The 13,385-nt window shown below is 51.3% G+C and carries 11 protein-coding genes; 9 read left to right on the forward strand and 2 right to left on the reverse strand.

What is annotated here, in order from left to right:
* Positions 1-341 precede the first annotated feature (341 nt).
* The 8 genes from purM to ilvA all read left to right on the forward strand — a co-directional run bounded on the left by purM (position 342) and on the right by ilvA (position 11,112).
* Complete coding sequence (purM, locus tag BLQ82_RS25040) at positions 342-1,382, forward strand: phosphoribosylformylglycinamidine cyclo-ligase (RefSeq protein ID WP_062524163.1); 1,041 nt, start codon at positions 342-344, stop codon at positions 1,380-1,382.
* The gene (gene purN / locus BLQ82_RS25045; RefSeq protein ID WP_208810759.1) at positions 1,382-1,996 is read left to right on the forward strand and encodes a phosphoribosylglycinamide formyltransferase; all 615 of its coding nucleotides are present in this window, start codon (positions 1,382-1,384) and stop codon (positions 1,994-1,996) included. Before purM ends, purN begins: the two co-directional genes overlap by 1 nt.
* Before the next feature lie 232 nt (positions 1,997-2,228).
* Positions 2,229-3,776 carry a bifunctional phosphoribosylaminoimidazolecarboxamide formyltransferase/IMP cyclohydrolase gene (gene purH / locus BLQ82_RS25050; protein ID WP_062524165.1) on the forward strand — a complete coding sequence of 516 codons (1,548 nt, stop codon included), beginning with the start codon at positions 2,229-2,231 and terminating at the stop codon, positions 3,774-3,776.
* A gap of 22 nt (positions 3,777-3,798) precedes the next feature.
* A complete protein-coding gene (purD, locus tag BLQ82_RS25055) occupies positions 3,799-5,064 on the forward strand; it encodes a phosphoribosylamine--glycine ligase (protein WP_062524166.1) in 1,266 nt (421 codons plus the stop codon).
* A 275-nt stretch (positions 5,065-5,339) separates the two neighbouring features.
* Positions 5,340-6,656 carry an SEC-C metal-binding domain-containing protein gene (locus tag BLQ82_RS25060; RefSeq protein WP_062524167.1) on the forward strand — a complete coding sequence of 439 codons (1,317 nt, stop codon included), beginning with the start codon at positions 5,340-5,342 and terminating at the stop codon, positions 6,654-6,656.
* A 755-nt stretch (positions 6,657-7,411) separates the two neighbouring features.
* A complete protein-coding gene (locus BLQ82_RS25065) occupies positions 7,412-8,821 on the forward strand; it encodes a hypothetical protein (RefSeq protein WP_062524168.1) in 1,410 nt (469 codons plus the stop codon).
* A 233-nt stretch (positions 8,822-9,054) separates the two neighbouring features.
* Positions 9,055-9,312 (forward strand): aspartyl-phosphate phosphatase Spo0E family protein, encoded by a 258-nt coding sequence (locus tag BLQ82_RS25070; protein ID WP_062524169.1) that lies wholly within the window; start codon positions 9,055-9,057, stop codon positions 9,310-9,312.
* A 537-nt stretch (positions 9,313-9,849) separates the two neighbouring features.
* Complete coding sequence (gene ilvA, locus BLQ82_RS25075; protein WP_062524170.1) at positions 9,850-11,112, forward strand: threonine ammonia-lyase IlvA; 1,263 nt, start codon at positions 9,850-9,852, stop codon at positions 11,110-11,112.
* A gap of 75 nt (positions 11,113-11,187) precedes the next feature.
* Here the strand turns inward: ilvA and BLQ82_RS31155 are convergent, their stop codons facing one another.
* Positions 11,188-12,138, reverse strand: a complete 951-nt coding sequence (locus tag BLQ82_RS31155) for a hypothetical protein (RefSeq protein WP_062524171.1) — start codon at positions 12,136-12,138, stop codon at positions 11,188-11,190.
* A 43-nt stretch (positions 12,139-12,181) separates the two neighbouring features.
* Positions 12,182-12,844, reverse strand: a complete 663-nt coding sequence (locus BLQ82_RS25085; RefSeq protein WP_062524172.1) for a DUF1129 family protein — start codon at positions 12,842-12,844, stop codon at positions 12,182-12,184.
* A gap of 182 nt (positions 12,845-13,026) precedes the next feature.
* Between BLQ82_RS25085 and BLQ82_RS25090 the strand changes: the two genes are divergently transcribed.
* Positions 13,027-13,227, forward strand: a complete 201-nt coding sequence (locus BLQ82_RS25090) for a hypothetical protein (protein ID WP_062524173.1) — start codon at positions 13,027-13,029, stop codon at positions 13,225-13,227.
* The last annotated feature ends 158 nt before the right edge of the window (positions 13,228-13,385 follow it).

Raw genomic sequence — 13,385 nt, forward strand, 5'->3', positions numbered from 1 at the left:
GTTTGCTGCGCAAAAGCGGGGGTGCTCTCGCTAAAGGAGGCGCTTGGCTTCGCCAAAAGCGCCGACTAATTGCCCTGTGCAAGGCGCGTTACTTCGGCTTGCGGCGGGGTTTGAACCCGGTGGTTGGAGTTATGGAGGGGAAGTTTGGAACTGGAGGAGCGATAGCGTTCGCCTTTATGTTTGGATTTCTACCGCGTACAGCGGTTCAAATCAAGGAAATCCAAACATAACAGCGACCGGAAGTCCAAACATTCCTCGTAATAACGACTACAACCACCAAGCTTCAAATCCCTGCCGCCCCGAACACGCGCTCTAAACTAATTCAAATGAGGTGTCCAATAGTGTCGGAAGCTTATAAAAACGCCGGAGTGGATATTGCGGCTGGCAATGAAGCGGTTGAACGCATGAAGAAGCATGTGAAGCGTACATTCCGTCCGGAAGTGATGACAGAGCTCGGCGGGTTCGGTGCACTCTTCGGACTCAACAAAGACAAGTATGAAGAGCCGGTGCTCGTCTCGGGAACCGATGGTGTGGGCACTAAGCTCAAAATCGCTTTCGCGGCAGACCGCCACGACACGATTGGCATCGATGCGGTAGCCATGTGTGTGAACGATATTGTAGTGCAGGGTGCAGAGCCTCTGTTCTTTCTCGATTATCTGGCTTGCGACAAGGTTGTGCCCGAAAAGATTGAAGCAATTGTTGCCGGGATTGCCGAAGGCTGTCATCAGGCGGGCTGCGCACTAATCGGCGGCGAGACGGCTGAGATGCCGGGCATGTATTCGGCGGGTGAATATGATATCGCCGGATTCACGGTGGGTGTAGCCGACAAGGCCAAGCTGGTGACAGGTGCGGATATCGCGCCTGGAGATACGGTCATTGGCCTGGCATCCAGCGGTGTGCACAGCAACGGGTTTTCGCTGGTGCGCAAGCTTTTGCTGGAGGAAGACGGCTATGGGCTGAACGATGTGGTGCCAGAGCTGGGCGCTCCGCTGGCAGATGTACTGCTGGCGCCTACTAAGATCTATGTGAAGCCGCTGCTGGGGCTGCTGGAGCAGCTGCCGGTCAAGGGCATGGCCCATATTACCGGAGGCGGATTCATCGAGAACATTCCGCGTGTGCTGCCGGAAGGTGTGAATGTGGACATCAACTACGGCTCCTGGCCGGTTTTGCCGATCTTTGATTTGCTGCAGAAGAAAGGCGGCGTCAGCAACCGTGATATGTTCACCACCTTTAATATGGGCGTGGGACTGGTGCTGGTTGTGGCTGAGGCAGATGGGGAACGTGCGCTGGAACTGCTGAAAGCGGCCGGGGAAGAAGCCTATCGGATTGGCAGAGTAACGGAAGGGGAACGCATCGTTACCTTTACGGGAGCTGAAGTGTGATGCAGTGGAGCCGGATCGCTGTTTTTGCCTCCGGGCAGGGCAGCAATTTTGCCGCACTGGCAGAGGCGGAGCGGGCAGGACGGCTTGGCGGAGGGCGTATAGAGCTGCTGGTATCTGACAGGCCGGAAGCACCGGTGGCGAAGCGGGCGGAGGAGGCGGGCATTCCCGCCCTGCTGCTGCGGCCGAAGGACTTCGCAAGCCGCGAGCTCTATGAGGCCGAGATTGTAGCCGAGCTGCAGCGGCGGAATATCGGCCTGATCGTTCTGGCCGGATATATGCGGCTGATTACCCCGGTGCTGCTGGCGCCTTACGCCGGCCGGATCGTGAACATCCATCCCTCGCTTTTACCCGCCTTCGCCGGAAAGGACGCCATTGGCCAAGCGCTGGATTACGGTGTGAAGCTGACGGGAGTAACGGTGCATTTTGTCGATGGCGGCATGGACACCGGCCCTGTCATTGCCCAGCGCAGTGTGGCCGTGGAGCCTGGCGACTCTGCGGAATCGCTGGCAGAGCGCATTCATCAAGTTGAATATGAGCTGTACCCTGAGATTGTGCGTGCTTTGGCTGAAGGAAGAGTAATGTTGGATGAAAGAAAGACAGTTATTCGGGAATAGCCGCCCGGTTCTGATATTTCTCGGGAAATATTGCACAAACGGTGAGCGGCTGCCCGGAAGAAGGCGGATTTTGTTCTTTATTGCACAGTTGATGTTGAAATAAGCAGAGATTGGTGCACCGTCTCTCACAGCTGCATTGAGGTTGATAACGTTAATTTTACACATAGCAGAGTTCCCTAGTACGATTTACCCCCAACTAAATTAAGGATCATCCGGAGGAGGACTATTCAAAGTGAGTATCAAAAGAGCGCTGGTCAGCGTATCGGACAAACAAGGCATCGTGGATTTTTGCCGCGGGTTGTCTGCTTTGGGCGTAGAAATCATTTCCACAGGCGGCACTAGCACCCTTTTGGCTAAAGAAGGCGTACCGGTTATCGGCATTTCGGATGTGACTGGGTTCCCGGAAATTATGGACGGGCGCGTGAAGACGCTGCATCCGGCCGTACACAGCGGCCTTCTGGCGGTCCGTGACAACGAGGAACATACACGGCAGATGCAGGAGCTGGGTCTGGACTACATTGATCTGGTTGTGGTGAATCTCTATCCGTTCGCGGAAACGATTGCCAAACCGGATGTATCGTATGAGGAAGCGATCGAGAACATCGATATCGGCGGACCTACGATGCTGCGTTCGGCGGCGAAGAACCATGCTTTTGTCAGTGTGGTTGTGGATGCAGCCGATTATGCCACGGTGCTTGAGGAAGTGCGTGCAGGCGGAGATACCACTCTGGAAACCCGCAAACGTCTTGCGGCAAAAGTGTTCCGCCACACGGCGGCTTACGATGCCCTGATTTCCGATTATCTGGCGAATGTGACCGGTGAACCGCTGCCGGAGCGCTATACGGTAACTTACGAGAAAATTCAGGATCTGCGATATGGGGAGAATCCGCACCAGAAGGCAGCGTTCTACCGCAAACCTCTGGCCGCTCAAGACTCGCTGACCTCTGCCGAGCAGCTGCACGGCAAGGAGCTGTCCTACAACAACATCAATGACGCCAACGCGGCGCTGCAGATTGTGAAGGAGTTCGAAGAGCCGGCTGTGGTAGCCGTTAAGCACATGAATCCTTGCGGCGTAGGCGTAGGGGCGAGCGTATATGAAGCGTATCAAAAAGCCTATAATGCCGATCCAACCTCCATTTTTGGCGGAATCGTAGCAGCCAACCGGATTATTGATGCCGATACGGCCAATATGCTGAAGGATATTTTCCTGGAAATCGTGCTGGCGCCGGGCTTCACAGAGGAAGCGCTGGAAATTCTCACGAAGAAAAAGAATATCCGCCTGCTCAAACTGGGCAATCTAAGCACGGCTGCAGCGCGGAAATCCAGCTTTGTGGTGACTTCCATTGAAGGCGGCATGGTCGTTCAGGAGAGCGATGTGCATTCCGTCAATCCGGAAGAACTGCAGGTTGTGACGAACCGCAAGCCTACAGAAGAAGAATTGAAGCAGCTGCTGTTCGGCTGGAAGGTTGTTAAGCATGTGAAGTCTAACGCCATCGTGCTGGCGGCGGATGATATGACAGTCGGCGTAGGTGCGGGCCAGATGAACCGTGTCGGTGCGGCGAAGATCGCCATTGAGCAGGCCGGGGAGAAAGCCAAGGGTTCTGTGCTGGCCTCCGATGCTTTTTTCCCAATGGGCGATACATTGGAAATGGCAGCAAAAGCCGGCATCACCGCGGTTATTCAGCCGGGCGGCTCCATCAAGGACGAAGAGTCCATCAAAGTTGCTAATGAATATGGTATTGCCATGGTCTTCACCGGCGTTCGCCATTTCAAACACTAGAACGCTGGGAGGACTCATTTCAATGGATATCTTAGTAGTGGGCGGCGGCGGCCGCGAGCATGCCATCATCTGGAGCCTGTCCCGCAGTCCCAAAGCGGGTAAAATCTACTGCGCACCCGGCAACGCCGGGATTGCGCAGCTGGCCGAATGTGTGCCGATCGGCATGTTCGAGTTCGATAAGCTGACCGCTTTTGCCAAGGAAAAGAGCATTGACTATGTCGTCATCGGGCCGGATGATCCGCTGGCGGCTGGCATTGTCGATGCATTCGAAGCGCAGCATATTCCCGTATTCGGCCCCCGGAAGAATGCAGCGGAAATTGAAGGCAGCAAAACCTTTATGAAGGATCTGCTGCATAAATACAGCATCCCTACCGCTGCCTATGAGAAGTTCAGTGAATACGAAGCAGCGCTGTCTTATTTACGCAGCCAGGGACTGCCGATTGTCATCAAAGCGGATGGGCTGGCGGCGGGAAAAGGTGTGACTGTAGCCTACTCCCGGGAAGAGGCGGAACTCGCCCTGCGGGATATCATGGTGACCAAGGTGTTTGGGGAAGCCGGGGCACAGGTTGTCATTGAGGAGTTTCTGGCCGGTCAGGAAATGTCGATTCTTGCCTTTGTGGATGGAGAAACCGTGCGTCCGATGGCTGCTGCACAGGACCACAAGCCTGTATTTGACGGCGACAAAGGCCCCAATACCGGCGGTATGGGTACTTACTCACCTCTGCCGCATATTGACGAAGCGATTATCCAGGAAGCGGTGGAGACGATTATTAAGCCGACAGCCCGGGCAATGGTAGCGGAAGGCCGTCCATTCAGCGGTGTGCTGTTCGCCGGCCTGATGATTTCACCGGACGGCAAACCGAAGACCATTGAATTTAACGCACGCTTCGGCGATCCCGAGACACAGGTCGTTCTTCCAAGACTCAAGAGTGATCTGCTTGAGATCTTCCTTGCGGTTACGGAAGGAAGACTGGCAGAGGCCGACATTGAGTGGAGTGAGGAAGCGGCGGTATGCGTAGTCTTGGCTTCTGAGGGATACCCTGGGCCTTATCCGAAAGGAGTACCCATTACCGGTCTTGAGAACAGCTCGAATGACTTGGTTTTTCATGCCGGAACTGAGCGTGATGAAGACGGGACTTGGGTAACGAACGGCGGACGCGTGCTGGGAGTTGTTGGCATGGGAGCAAGCATTGCCGAAGCGCGTTCAGCAGCCTACGCCAGCGTGGCGAAGATTTCATTTCCCGGAATGCACAGCCGCAGCGACATTGCCATGAAGGCACTGATCTGAGGATAAAGAACTGTATTAGAGCAAGTTTTTACGCTATTAGTCCTAAAAAAGGACTGACAAGTGGTAGAAGAAGTGCTATAATACAACTCGTACGGGGGAAAAAATGTGCGGATATATACAGATAAAGGGTCTTTCCTTTCAGGAAAGGCCTTTTTTAAATCGCCGAAAGTTGTAAGTGATATAGAATGCCTCGTGCCGGGAAATGATGCCTGTAGTGCTTAACCAGCAATGAGCTCATGCGAATGGTTAGTGACAGATTTAAGGGGGAATTAGTTTTGAGTAAGGTTGGAAGAAATGACTTATGCCCATGCGGAAGCGGGAAAAAATATAAGAAATGCTGCCTGGACAAGGAGTCCTCTGCGGTAGAATCCATACTGCGGCTGGTAACAACGGAGGAAGCGGCGGCCGCACAAGAGCTGGCAGCTGCCCGGCCGGAAATGGAACAGGCGGTCCAGGAAACCTCGATTCAGCCTGAGGGCAAGCTGACCCTGACCAAGCTGAAAAAGATGGTGGCGCGTGAACTGAAATGGGAGCATCCGGCTCACGAGCAGCTGGCCTTGCAGCTTATTGAGAGCATGAGGAACCAATACGAGCGGGAGCTGATTTTTGAAGCTCTGGTGTTATGGAACGGCTATTCCCGCCAGACCAGACCTGCCGTGAAGAAGACAGGCTCGTTCTGTGCTGCAATTGAGTATCTGCTGTCCGAGGAATACGGTTTCAATGTTTCACAGGCTGAGCTAGCCGACAAATATGAGGTAACGGCAGCGACAATCTCCCGCAAGGTGAAGGAGATGCTCAATTACATTGAGGAATACGGCATGGGCGGCGAAGCGGACGAGCTGATGATGCTGAACGGCCCAGGCACACCGAAGGACAAAGCGCAGGCTCTGCTGTACAAAGCGATGGAAGCCAGCTCTTCGAAACGGAGAATACAGCTGGCGGAAACGGCGCTGGAGATGTATCCTGACAGCTCTGATGCGTATCTTATTCTGGCTGAGGAGTCGGACAATGAGCATGATGCACGGGCTTACCTCAAGGCCGGAATCGCAGCAGGCGAACGCGAGCTGGGCGAACTGTTTTTTGAGAAGAACAAAGGGTATTTCTGGGGGCTTCATGAGACCCGTCCATACATCCGGGTATGTAAAAGCTACGCCGAATCCTGCTGGTTTGGCGGAAATGCCAAAGAAGCAGCACAAATCCTGGAGCATATTCTGGAGCTGAATACGGAAGACAATACCGGAGCACGCTACCTGCTCACTGCTGTGTATCTGTACAGCAACCAATTGAAGCAGGCAGAGCAGGTGCTGGAGAAGTATGGCAAAGATGACGCTGCAGCCGCCTTTGCCTATGACCGGATCATTCTGGAGTATAAGAAGAACGGGATCACCTCCCAGCTCAAAATGCTGTACCGTGTGGCCCGGGGTGTGAACAAGCATGTGCCCGATTACCTGCTGGGTGTGAAGCGGCTGCCGCATAACCTCCCTGATTTTGTCGGAATGGGCGATTCTAACGAAGCGATTGAATATGTCATTATGCACTCCCGCCTATGGGCGAGCGTACCGGATCTGCTGAAGTGGATGCTTAAACAATAAAGGTATCTTCCCAATAACCGATCACAGTCGCATGCGGCTGTGATTGTTTGTTATTTAGTAAATTATCATTTCGCTCACCTTTGGAGATAAACTGTATAAAGTTGGGGGAAGGATAGACGTGAATTGAGCGAATTCATCCAAAGTTGAGGGAATCAGCCGGATTCGATAGTCTTTTTTCACTAACACCGCCGAAGAAATAGTTGAACACCAGCTAGTTGGAAAAAGGGAACTTATCTCCCCTTCAAATCAACAATAGAGAGACCCAAGTGGAAAAATGGAACTTAATTGAGAAGTCTCACCCCTTCAGAGGCGAATTAAGCTGAATTAGTTATCCTTTTTCCACTTAGGCTGCGGAGATCGGTGTGCTGGTGCAAATTAGTTATCCTTTTTCCACTTGGAATTGCCGCAGAATTTATGAAGGCTTGTTAGGCAATGCTAAATTGAAATATAGATGGCCCGCTTACAGATTTCCATTAAATAACTTGATTTGTTTTCCCGCTGGCTTCGGCTGGTGGGCTTTTTTCGCTTTCAACAAGAAGAGAATAGGATGGTTTCTGGCAATCTCGAACAAATTACACGCAAAAAATAGCGTATTATATAACATAATGCAGAAAAAAAGAGAATGCGAAAAAATGAATTGACATCGCCGCAGGTAATGGTTATATTTGCAATATATTAGGAAATATTATCAAATGCTAGCGAAGCTGAAGCGGGGAAATTCGCCATTGTGAAGCGTTTCTAAGGGGTGGTTTTTTTTGAACCATGCAACTACGATTCGCACCGAGCTGGAGAGTTTTATTGAACGGGAAGCTTTGAGCTTCAGCCAGTTAGGAAGGCTGGCGGGTCTTAATGCAGGTACGGTGAGCTCTATTCTGAAGGGTAACCGGATTATGGGCGTGGATCAGCTGGACCGGATGACTGCTGTGCTGGGCATGCCCAAAGGGCATTTTTACGAGCAGTATATTCAGGAATGTATGGTTGAAGCCGTACCGAACTGGCGCAGGGTCAGACCCTTTCTGTACCGTTGTGCGGAGCTGGACAAGCTGGATTGCATCAGGCGAATCCTGCCGCTGCTCCTGGACAACCTGACGTATTCTCCTTTGCTGTTTGAGACAGCTGAAGAATTTTTCGCGGAAGGCAGACGCGCCGCGGCAGCGTTGCTCTATGAAAGCGTTGCCCTCAGTGAGAGGCGACAGCATTCCGAACGGCTGGCTTTTTGCCAGTACCGCCTGTTTACGCTTCGGCTAAGCGATAATCAGGAGGACAACCTCCAGTGTGCGCTCCAGTTTGAGCCTTTTGTAGACCGGCTTGATGAGATCGACCAGCTTGATGCGCTTAGAGACCTGGCGAATACCTACCGTTCGCTGAGGCGTTGGGACAAAGTGGAACGGATAGCCGAGGAAATGGGGCGGCTGGCAAAAATTCAGCTTTTTACGACACCAAAGCCAGCGAGAGCAAAACGGGAGCAGCCTAAGAAACCTAAGAAACCGATGTTTGTATACTTGGCCTTCTCTTATCTGCTTCGTGGGAGCGTCTGCGATTCCAGGAACGATTATGAGCAGGGAATTCAATATACATACGCCTATGAAGACTTGAGCTGGGTTAAGGAAACCGATGAAGAAACCCTGCATTGGCTGAAGCTGTATAAAGGATGGGCACAGGCTAACATCTACGTATCCAAGCTGATGCGCGGGGATGAAAGTGTGCTTGCCGATTATGTATCCTATATCGAAAAGAATAAGGATGAGCTGTTAGTGGGCTTACTTAACATAACAACCGCTGCCAACCTGTTCGATCTTAATGTGGATGTCATTCTGCAGTATTTTGATTCAGAAATCAAAGGCTACATGCAGATCAAACATCAAGAGGCTGTGGGTGTATATACGAAGCAGGTAGCCTCTGAGCAGCATGCCCGCTTTCTGTATGGGGTTGCCCAGTACTATCTGAAGCAAGGGCTGTATCAGGTTGGGTTTGAATACTTATTGGCTAGTCTGTCCAAGTCATCTCTCATCAACAATGAAACCCGTATTCTCGCCTGTGTGAGATTATTTGAGAAATATAGAGTACTGGCATCCCCAGAAACGCAAAATAGATATCAGAACCTATTAAAAGAGGAGGAAGAAGAACATGAAAAGAATATTGGCATCCCTATTGGTCGTAGCTAGTTTTGCCCTGGTGCTAGTTGTTCCAGTTCATTCGGGTACCTCGCATGGCATTGTTATTTTCTCCGATTCACATGGGGGTTAATCAATCATTATTATTCTGGAGTTAGATAGATAGTTGAAAAAAGACCAGTCCCCGGCTGGTCTTTTTTTGAATACTCTCTAAAATTATCTGAAAAAATTTTCACCCCGAAAAAGACATAGCCCTCTAAAATACTAAAAGAGGAGGGATAAGAGTGAGAGAAGAAGAATGTTTGAAACAAGTTTTGGAACAAGCCCGGCAAGATTTGAATAATCTGCAATACCAGTACGATCTGGATCATCCAGCTGTGCTTCATCAATCGATGGTACTCGACGAACTGATTAATCAATACACCCGGAGCAACATCACCCAAGTGAAAAAAAGATCAGGCGCAGCCGGCAGCCGGCTGGCATCCGAAGAGCTATGGCCAACCCGTTCACAGCTGTACCGCACCGCAAACTCCGCGTCATAAAACGGAGGGATACCCCATCTGCGCACTACACAACCTTCTATTATTCACTAGATGCGCCAGCATACTTAAATGTAATTGGAATAGCAGGGTGCTTACGCTGCGGGCTTCACATGAGTAACTGCAATTAGAATGCCTGTGACTAATAACGCTCCTGCTAATCCTCATCTTTTATCCACCTTTTTGGACTCCCCCCACATCACTGCTAATCCTCTCTTTTGAACCATAAACATGACATGGAATCGCGTGATTTTCTGATAAAATTTGGATTAATACTCTGAAACAGGTGTTTACATAAGTAAATGCTTATTTAACTATGTTAGTTTTCGTAAAACACCTGACATGGACACAGTTAATTCACAGTTCCGGGTGAAAGGTTGATATTATCCAGATTGCTGCTGCCCGATACCGTATCCGGATTCAAAACTTGAGTTCCGGGGAATTGTATTGCCGGGAGCGGACAATACTTGATAAAATGTCCTCGGGATAGTATGTTACAAGAAGCGAAATGATTAGATAGAGACAGTGAGGCGAGAGAAAATGAGAGAAGGCGAAGACCGGATCGTCGGAATGGAAGATATAGTGCGTGCTCATCATGTGCTGCGGGAAGTTATTGTACGCACCCCTCTGCAACTGGATGCAGTACTGTCGGCCAGATACGGCTGTAGTGTGTATTTGAAACGTGAGGATTTGCAGATTGTCCGCTCCTTCAAGATCCGGGGTGCCTACAATATGATCCGCAGCCTGTCTGCAGAGGACAGAGCCAAGGGCATTGTCTGTGCGAGCGCGGGAAACCATGCGCAGGGGGTAGCATATTCCTGCAAGGCGCTGGGGATTAAAGGCAAGATTTATATGCCAAGCACGACCCCTAATCAGAAGATCAAGCAGGTCCGTAAGTTCGGCGGTGAATTCGTAGAGGTTATTCTGAAGGGGGATACCTTCGATGATGCGTACGATGAGGCGCTGCAGGCGTGCATTGATCATAGCATGACACTGATCCATCCTTTTGATGAGCCCCGCATTATCGCCGGCAACGGTACGATTGCTATGGAGGTCATGGAGAGTCTGGACAAGCCTGCAGACTTTGTGTTTGTCACCATTGGCGGCGGTGGACTAGCGGCAGGTGTGGCTACCTATGTGAAGACGGTTAGCCCGTCTACCAAGGTTATTGGCGTCGAGCCTTCCGGGGCGGCATCCATGAGCGAAGCGCTTCAGCGCGGGGAAGTAGTTACGCTGGAAGAGATTAATAAATTTGTCGATGGGGCTGCCGTGAAGCGGGTCGGCGGATTGACCTATGATATCTGCTCCCGCCGCCTGGACGATGTGGTAAAAGTGCCGGAGGGCAAGGCTTGTACAACCATTCTGGAGCTGTACAATGAGAATGCGATTGTTGTAGAGCCTGCGGGTTCACTGCCCATCGCGGCACTTGATCTGTACCGTGACCAAATCCGCGGCAAGACGGTAGTCTGCATCGTCAGCGGCGGCAATAATGACATTGACCGGATGCAGGAGATCAAAGAACGGTCGCTGATTTACGAAGGTCTTAAGCATTATTTCATGGTTAATTTTCCGCAGCGTGCCGGAGCATTGCGTGAATTCCTGGCCGAGGTGCTGGGACCGGGGGATGATATTACCCGCTTCGAATACACGAAGAAAAATGACAAGGAGAATGGTCCGGCGCTGGTCGGCATTGAGCTTCAGCATAAGGAGGATTACACCCCGCTTATCGAACGCATGAAGCAGAAGGGTGTAGATTATCTGGAAATCAACAAGGACCCCAACTTGTTTAATATGCTGATCTAATTCCCGATCCGATACGGAGCACTATAAAAGGCCCGCCCCAGAGATAATGGGGCGGGCCTTCTGCATAATAAAGGATCAGGACTGCGGTACTTCAGACTTGAGATACTCCGTTACGCCATCATCCAGCTTGTATCCATTGTCCTTCAGAAGCTTCATAAGGCCATCCAGCTTCTGCAGAAACGGGCTGCTGCCGTTATTCTTGGTCAGCAGGCCGCTGTAGGCCTTCTGCGCTTCCAGATCCATTTCCAGGTTGTCGTAATGGAAAAGGGGAGTATTGTTCTGTCCATAAAAGGTATTAATCACATAGGTGGAATACAAGGCTTTTACCGCCGAAATGCGGTTGGACTTAGGGTAGCTCTGGATGAACTCCTCCTGGGAAAGTGCGCGTGCGGCAACATCTCCCCAGGAAATGACCAGACCGTTATCCTTAGAGGAAGGAAGGTCCGTCTCCGTGCCCATGATCGAAATATAATAACGGATATCAGCCGTGACGTACACTCTATATTTGCGGTAAGCCGCATAGTCAATCACCGGAAAAAATGAGCCTTCAGCCGTCTCCAGCTTATAGCCGCTTTCCCCCGCACTCTTCAGCAGGCTTCGCAAAGAAGTGTCATCTGTGCTTTCGGCCAGCTTGGCCATACTGATCCCCGCCTTATAGACGGAGGTAAGTTTCCTCTGGACAATGCTGTTCATGAATTTGCTCTCCCATGCCTTCAGTGCAGCCTTGTGGAGATTCTCCAGCTTCAGGGTCAACACGGTTGCCTGGTAGGGGGTGAGCGCATAGATATTGCTGTTCAGATATTTAATAGCCTCCGGCAGCCTGGCGGAAGAGGACAGCAGCGGCAGAGCTGCCTTATATACCGCCTCCGCATGGCTGTTGGCCGATGCTGCCGGCTTGCTTCCTGCTGCGGCTGATCCGCTGGTACTGCTTCCCGAACCTTCGGCAAGCACATGTCCGGGAAGGCCTGCCTGCAATCCCAGAGCTGCAGCTACCGCTGCGGTTAGAATCGTTGTTTTTATCTTCATGGCAATGTTCCTCCTGTTATGAGTTGGAATTGAAATGTGGCATCTATGATTTGAAGAATATAAATTTCAATCCAAGCCCTCCAGCCACCGCCACAACAAGGCTCACCCATGGGGAGAGAGAAATGACCGGAAACAGGTTGTCTAGAAAAATGCCCAGGAATACCACAATGATGGCTATACCCACATAAATTCCGAGGCCCTTAATATCGAAGGGTTTGGGCTTCGGGGCATCATCTTCGGATAAGGAGGACAGCCACTTCATGATGATCTCGATAAGGACGATAGAGCCTGCCCCTACGGCAAGTATGGTAAAGATGCTGATTTGTCCGAACATGCCCGCTTCCCCTGTGCTCCATAACAGGAGCAGTCCGGAGATGGCATACACGCTGAACAGTCCGGTCAGGGCCGCCCAGGGAATCATCAGGTAGTAGTTCAGCTTGCTGCGCACCTTGCGTGCGGGAGCACTGCCCGCAATCTCCTTGAAGTAATCCTCGGGATGTTCGCCAAAAATCTGCTTGGCGTTTTTGCCTTTGCCCTGTCCCTCCAGCAGCAATGCCGCAGCCTCCAGCAGCAGCTCCTCGGTGCGGACGGGGTCCACCTTGCTGGCCCGGAGCCCCAGCAGCATATCTTCATAATAAGAGCGGTTAAACGGTGTCATCTGCTCACGGAGCGCGTTATTTTGCTTAATCATGGCTTTGACTTTCATAGCAGAAATATAAACCTCCAATAGTTGATCAGAGTAGCCTTTAACCTAGAGTATACGTTTGGGCGGCGGTTGAGCGCAAGGACAAGCCGTTCTGCCCCTGCCATGAATAATCCGTATGGATGAGTGAACACTGATAATGATACTGCTTCACCACTATGGCTTCAAGGAAGGCAGGGAGCATTATGGATACTGAGAAAAGAGAGGAACCCGGCAAATTTGTGGGTGACGGCTTCGCGCCTGCGCTGGCGGGTGAAGTTGGAGATTGGGGCAATTCAGACGGCTTCAGCCTATGGGATTCTGCGCAGGGAGAGCCTGACAATGGGCTGGGAGACTGGGAAGGCAGACAGGAAACACATGATATGTTTCACCAGAGCTATGAATGAGGCTTAGCCTGTCCTGTGCCGGGGCTCCTTTTGCTCCTTATTGGAAGCGAAGGGGGCCTTTTTCTTCCCCGCATGGACTCTTATCCCGGCAGCTTATTGACAACGATAGCACAAAACGTATAATTAAGATATTAATCTGACTAATTTAATCGGGATAA

Origin of the sequence: Paenibacillus jilunlii (assembly GCF_900102965.1) — a bacterium.
In the GTDB taxonomy this organism is placed as follows: Bacteria; Bacillota; Bacilli; order Paenibacillales; family Paenibacillaceae; genus Paenibacillus_AQ; species Paenibacillus_AQ jilunlii.

Bases quoted from the DNA above. Each gene is read 5' to 3' on its own strand.
- BLQ82_RS31155 (WP_062524171.1), bottom strand. From the start codon at position 12,138: ATGAAGATAAAAACAACGATTCTAACCGCAGCGGTAGCTGCAGCTCTG.
- purN (WP_208810759.1), top strand. From the start codon at position 1,382: ATGCAGTGGAGCCGGATCGCTGTTTTTGCCTCCGGGCAGGGCAGCAAT.
- purD (WP_062524166.1), top strand. From the start codon at position 3,799: ATGGATATCTTAGTAGTGGGCGGCGGCGGCCGCGAGCATGCCATCATC.
- ilvA (WP_062524170.1), top strand. From the start codon at position 9,850: ATGAGAGAAGGCGAAGACCGGATCGTCGGAATGGAAGATATAGTGCGT.
- BLQ82_RS25090 (WP_062524173.1), top strand. From the start codon at position 13,027: ATGGATACTGAGAAAAGAGAGGAACCCGGCAAATTTGTGGGTGACGGC.
- BLQ82_RS25085 (WP_062524172.1), bottom strand. From the start codon at position 12,844: ATGAAAGTCAAAGCCATGATTAAGCAAAATAACGCGCTCCGTGAGCAG.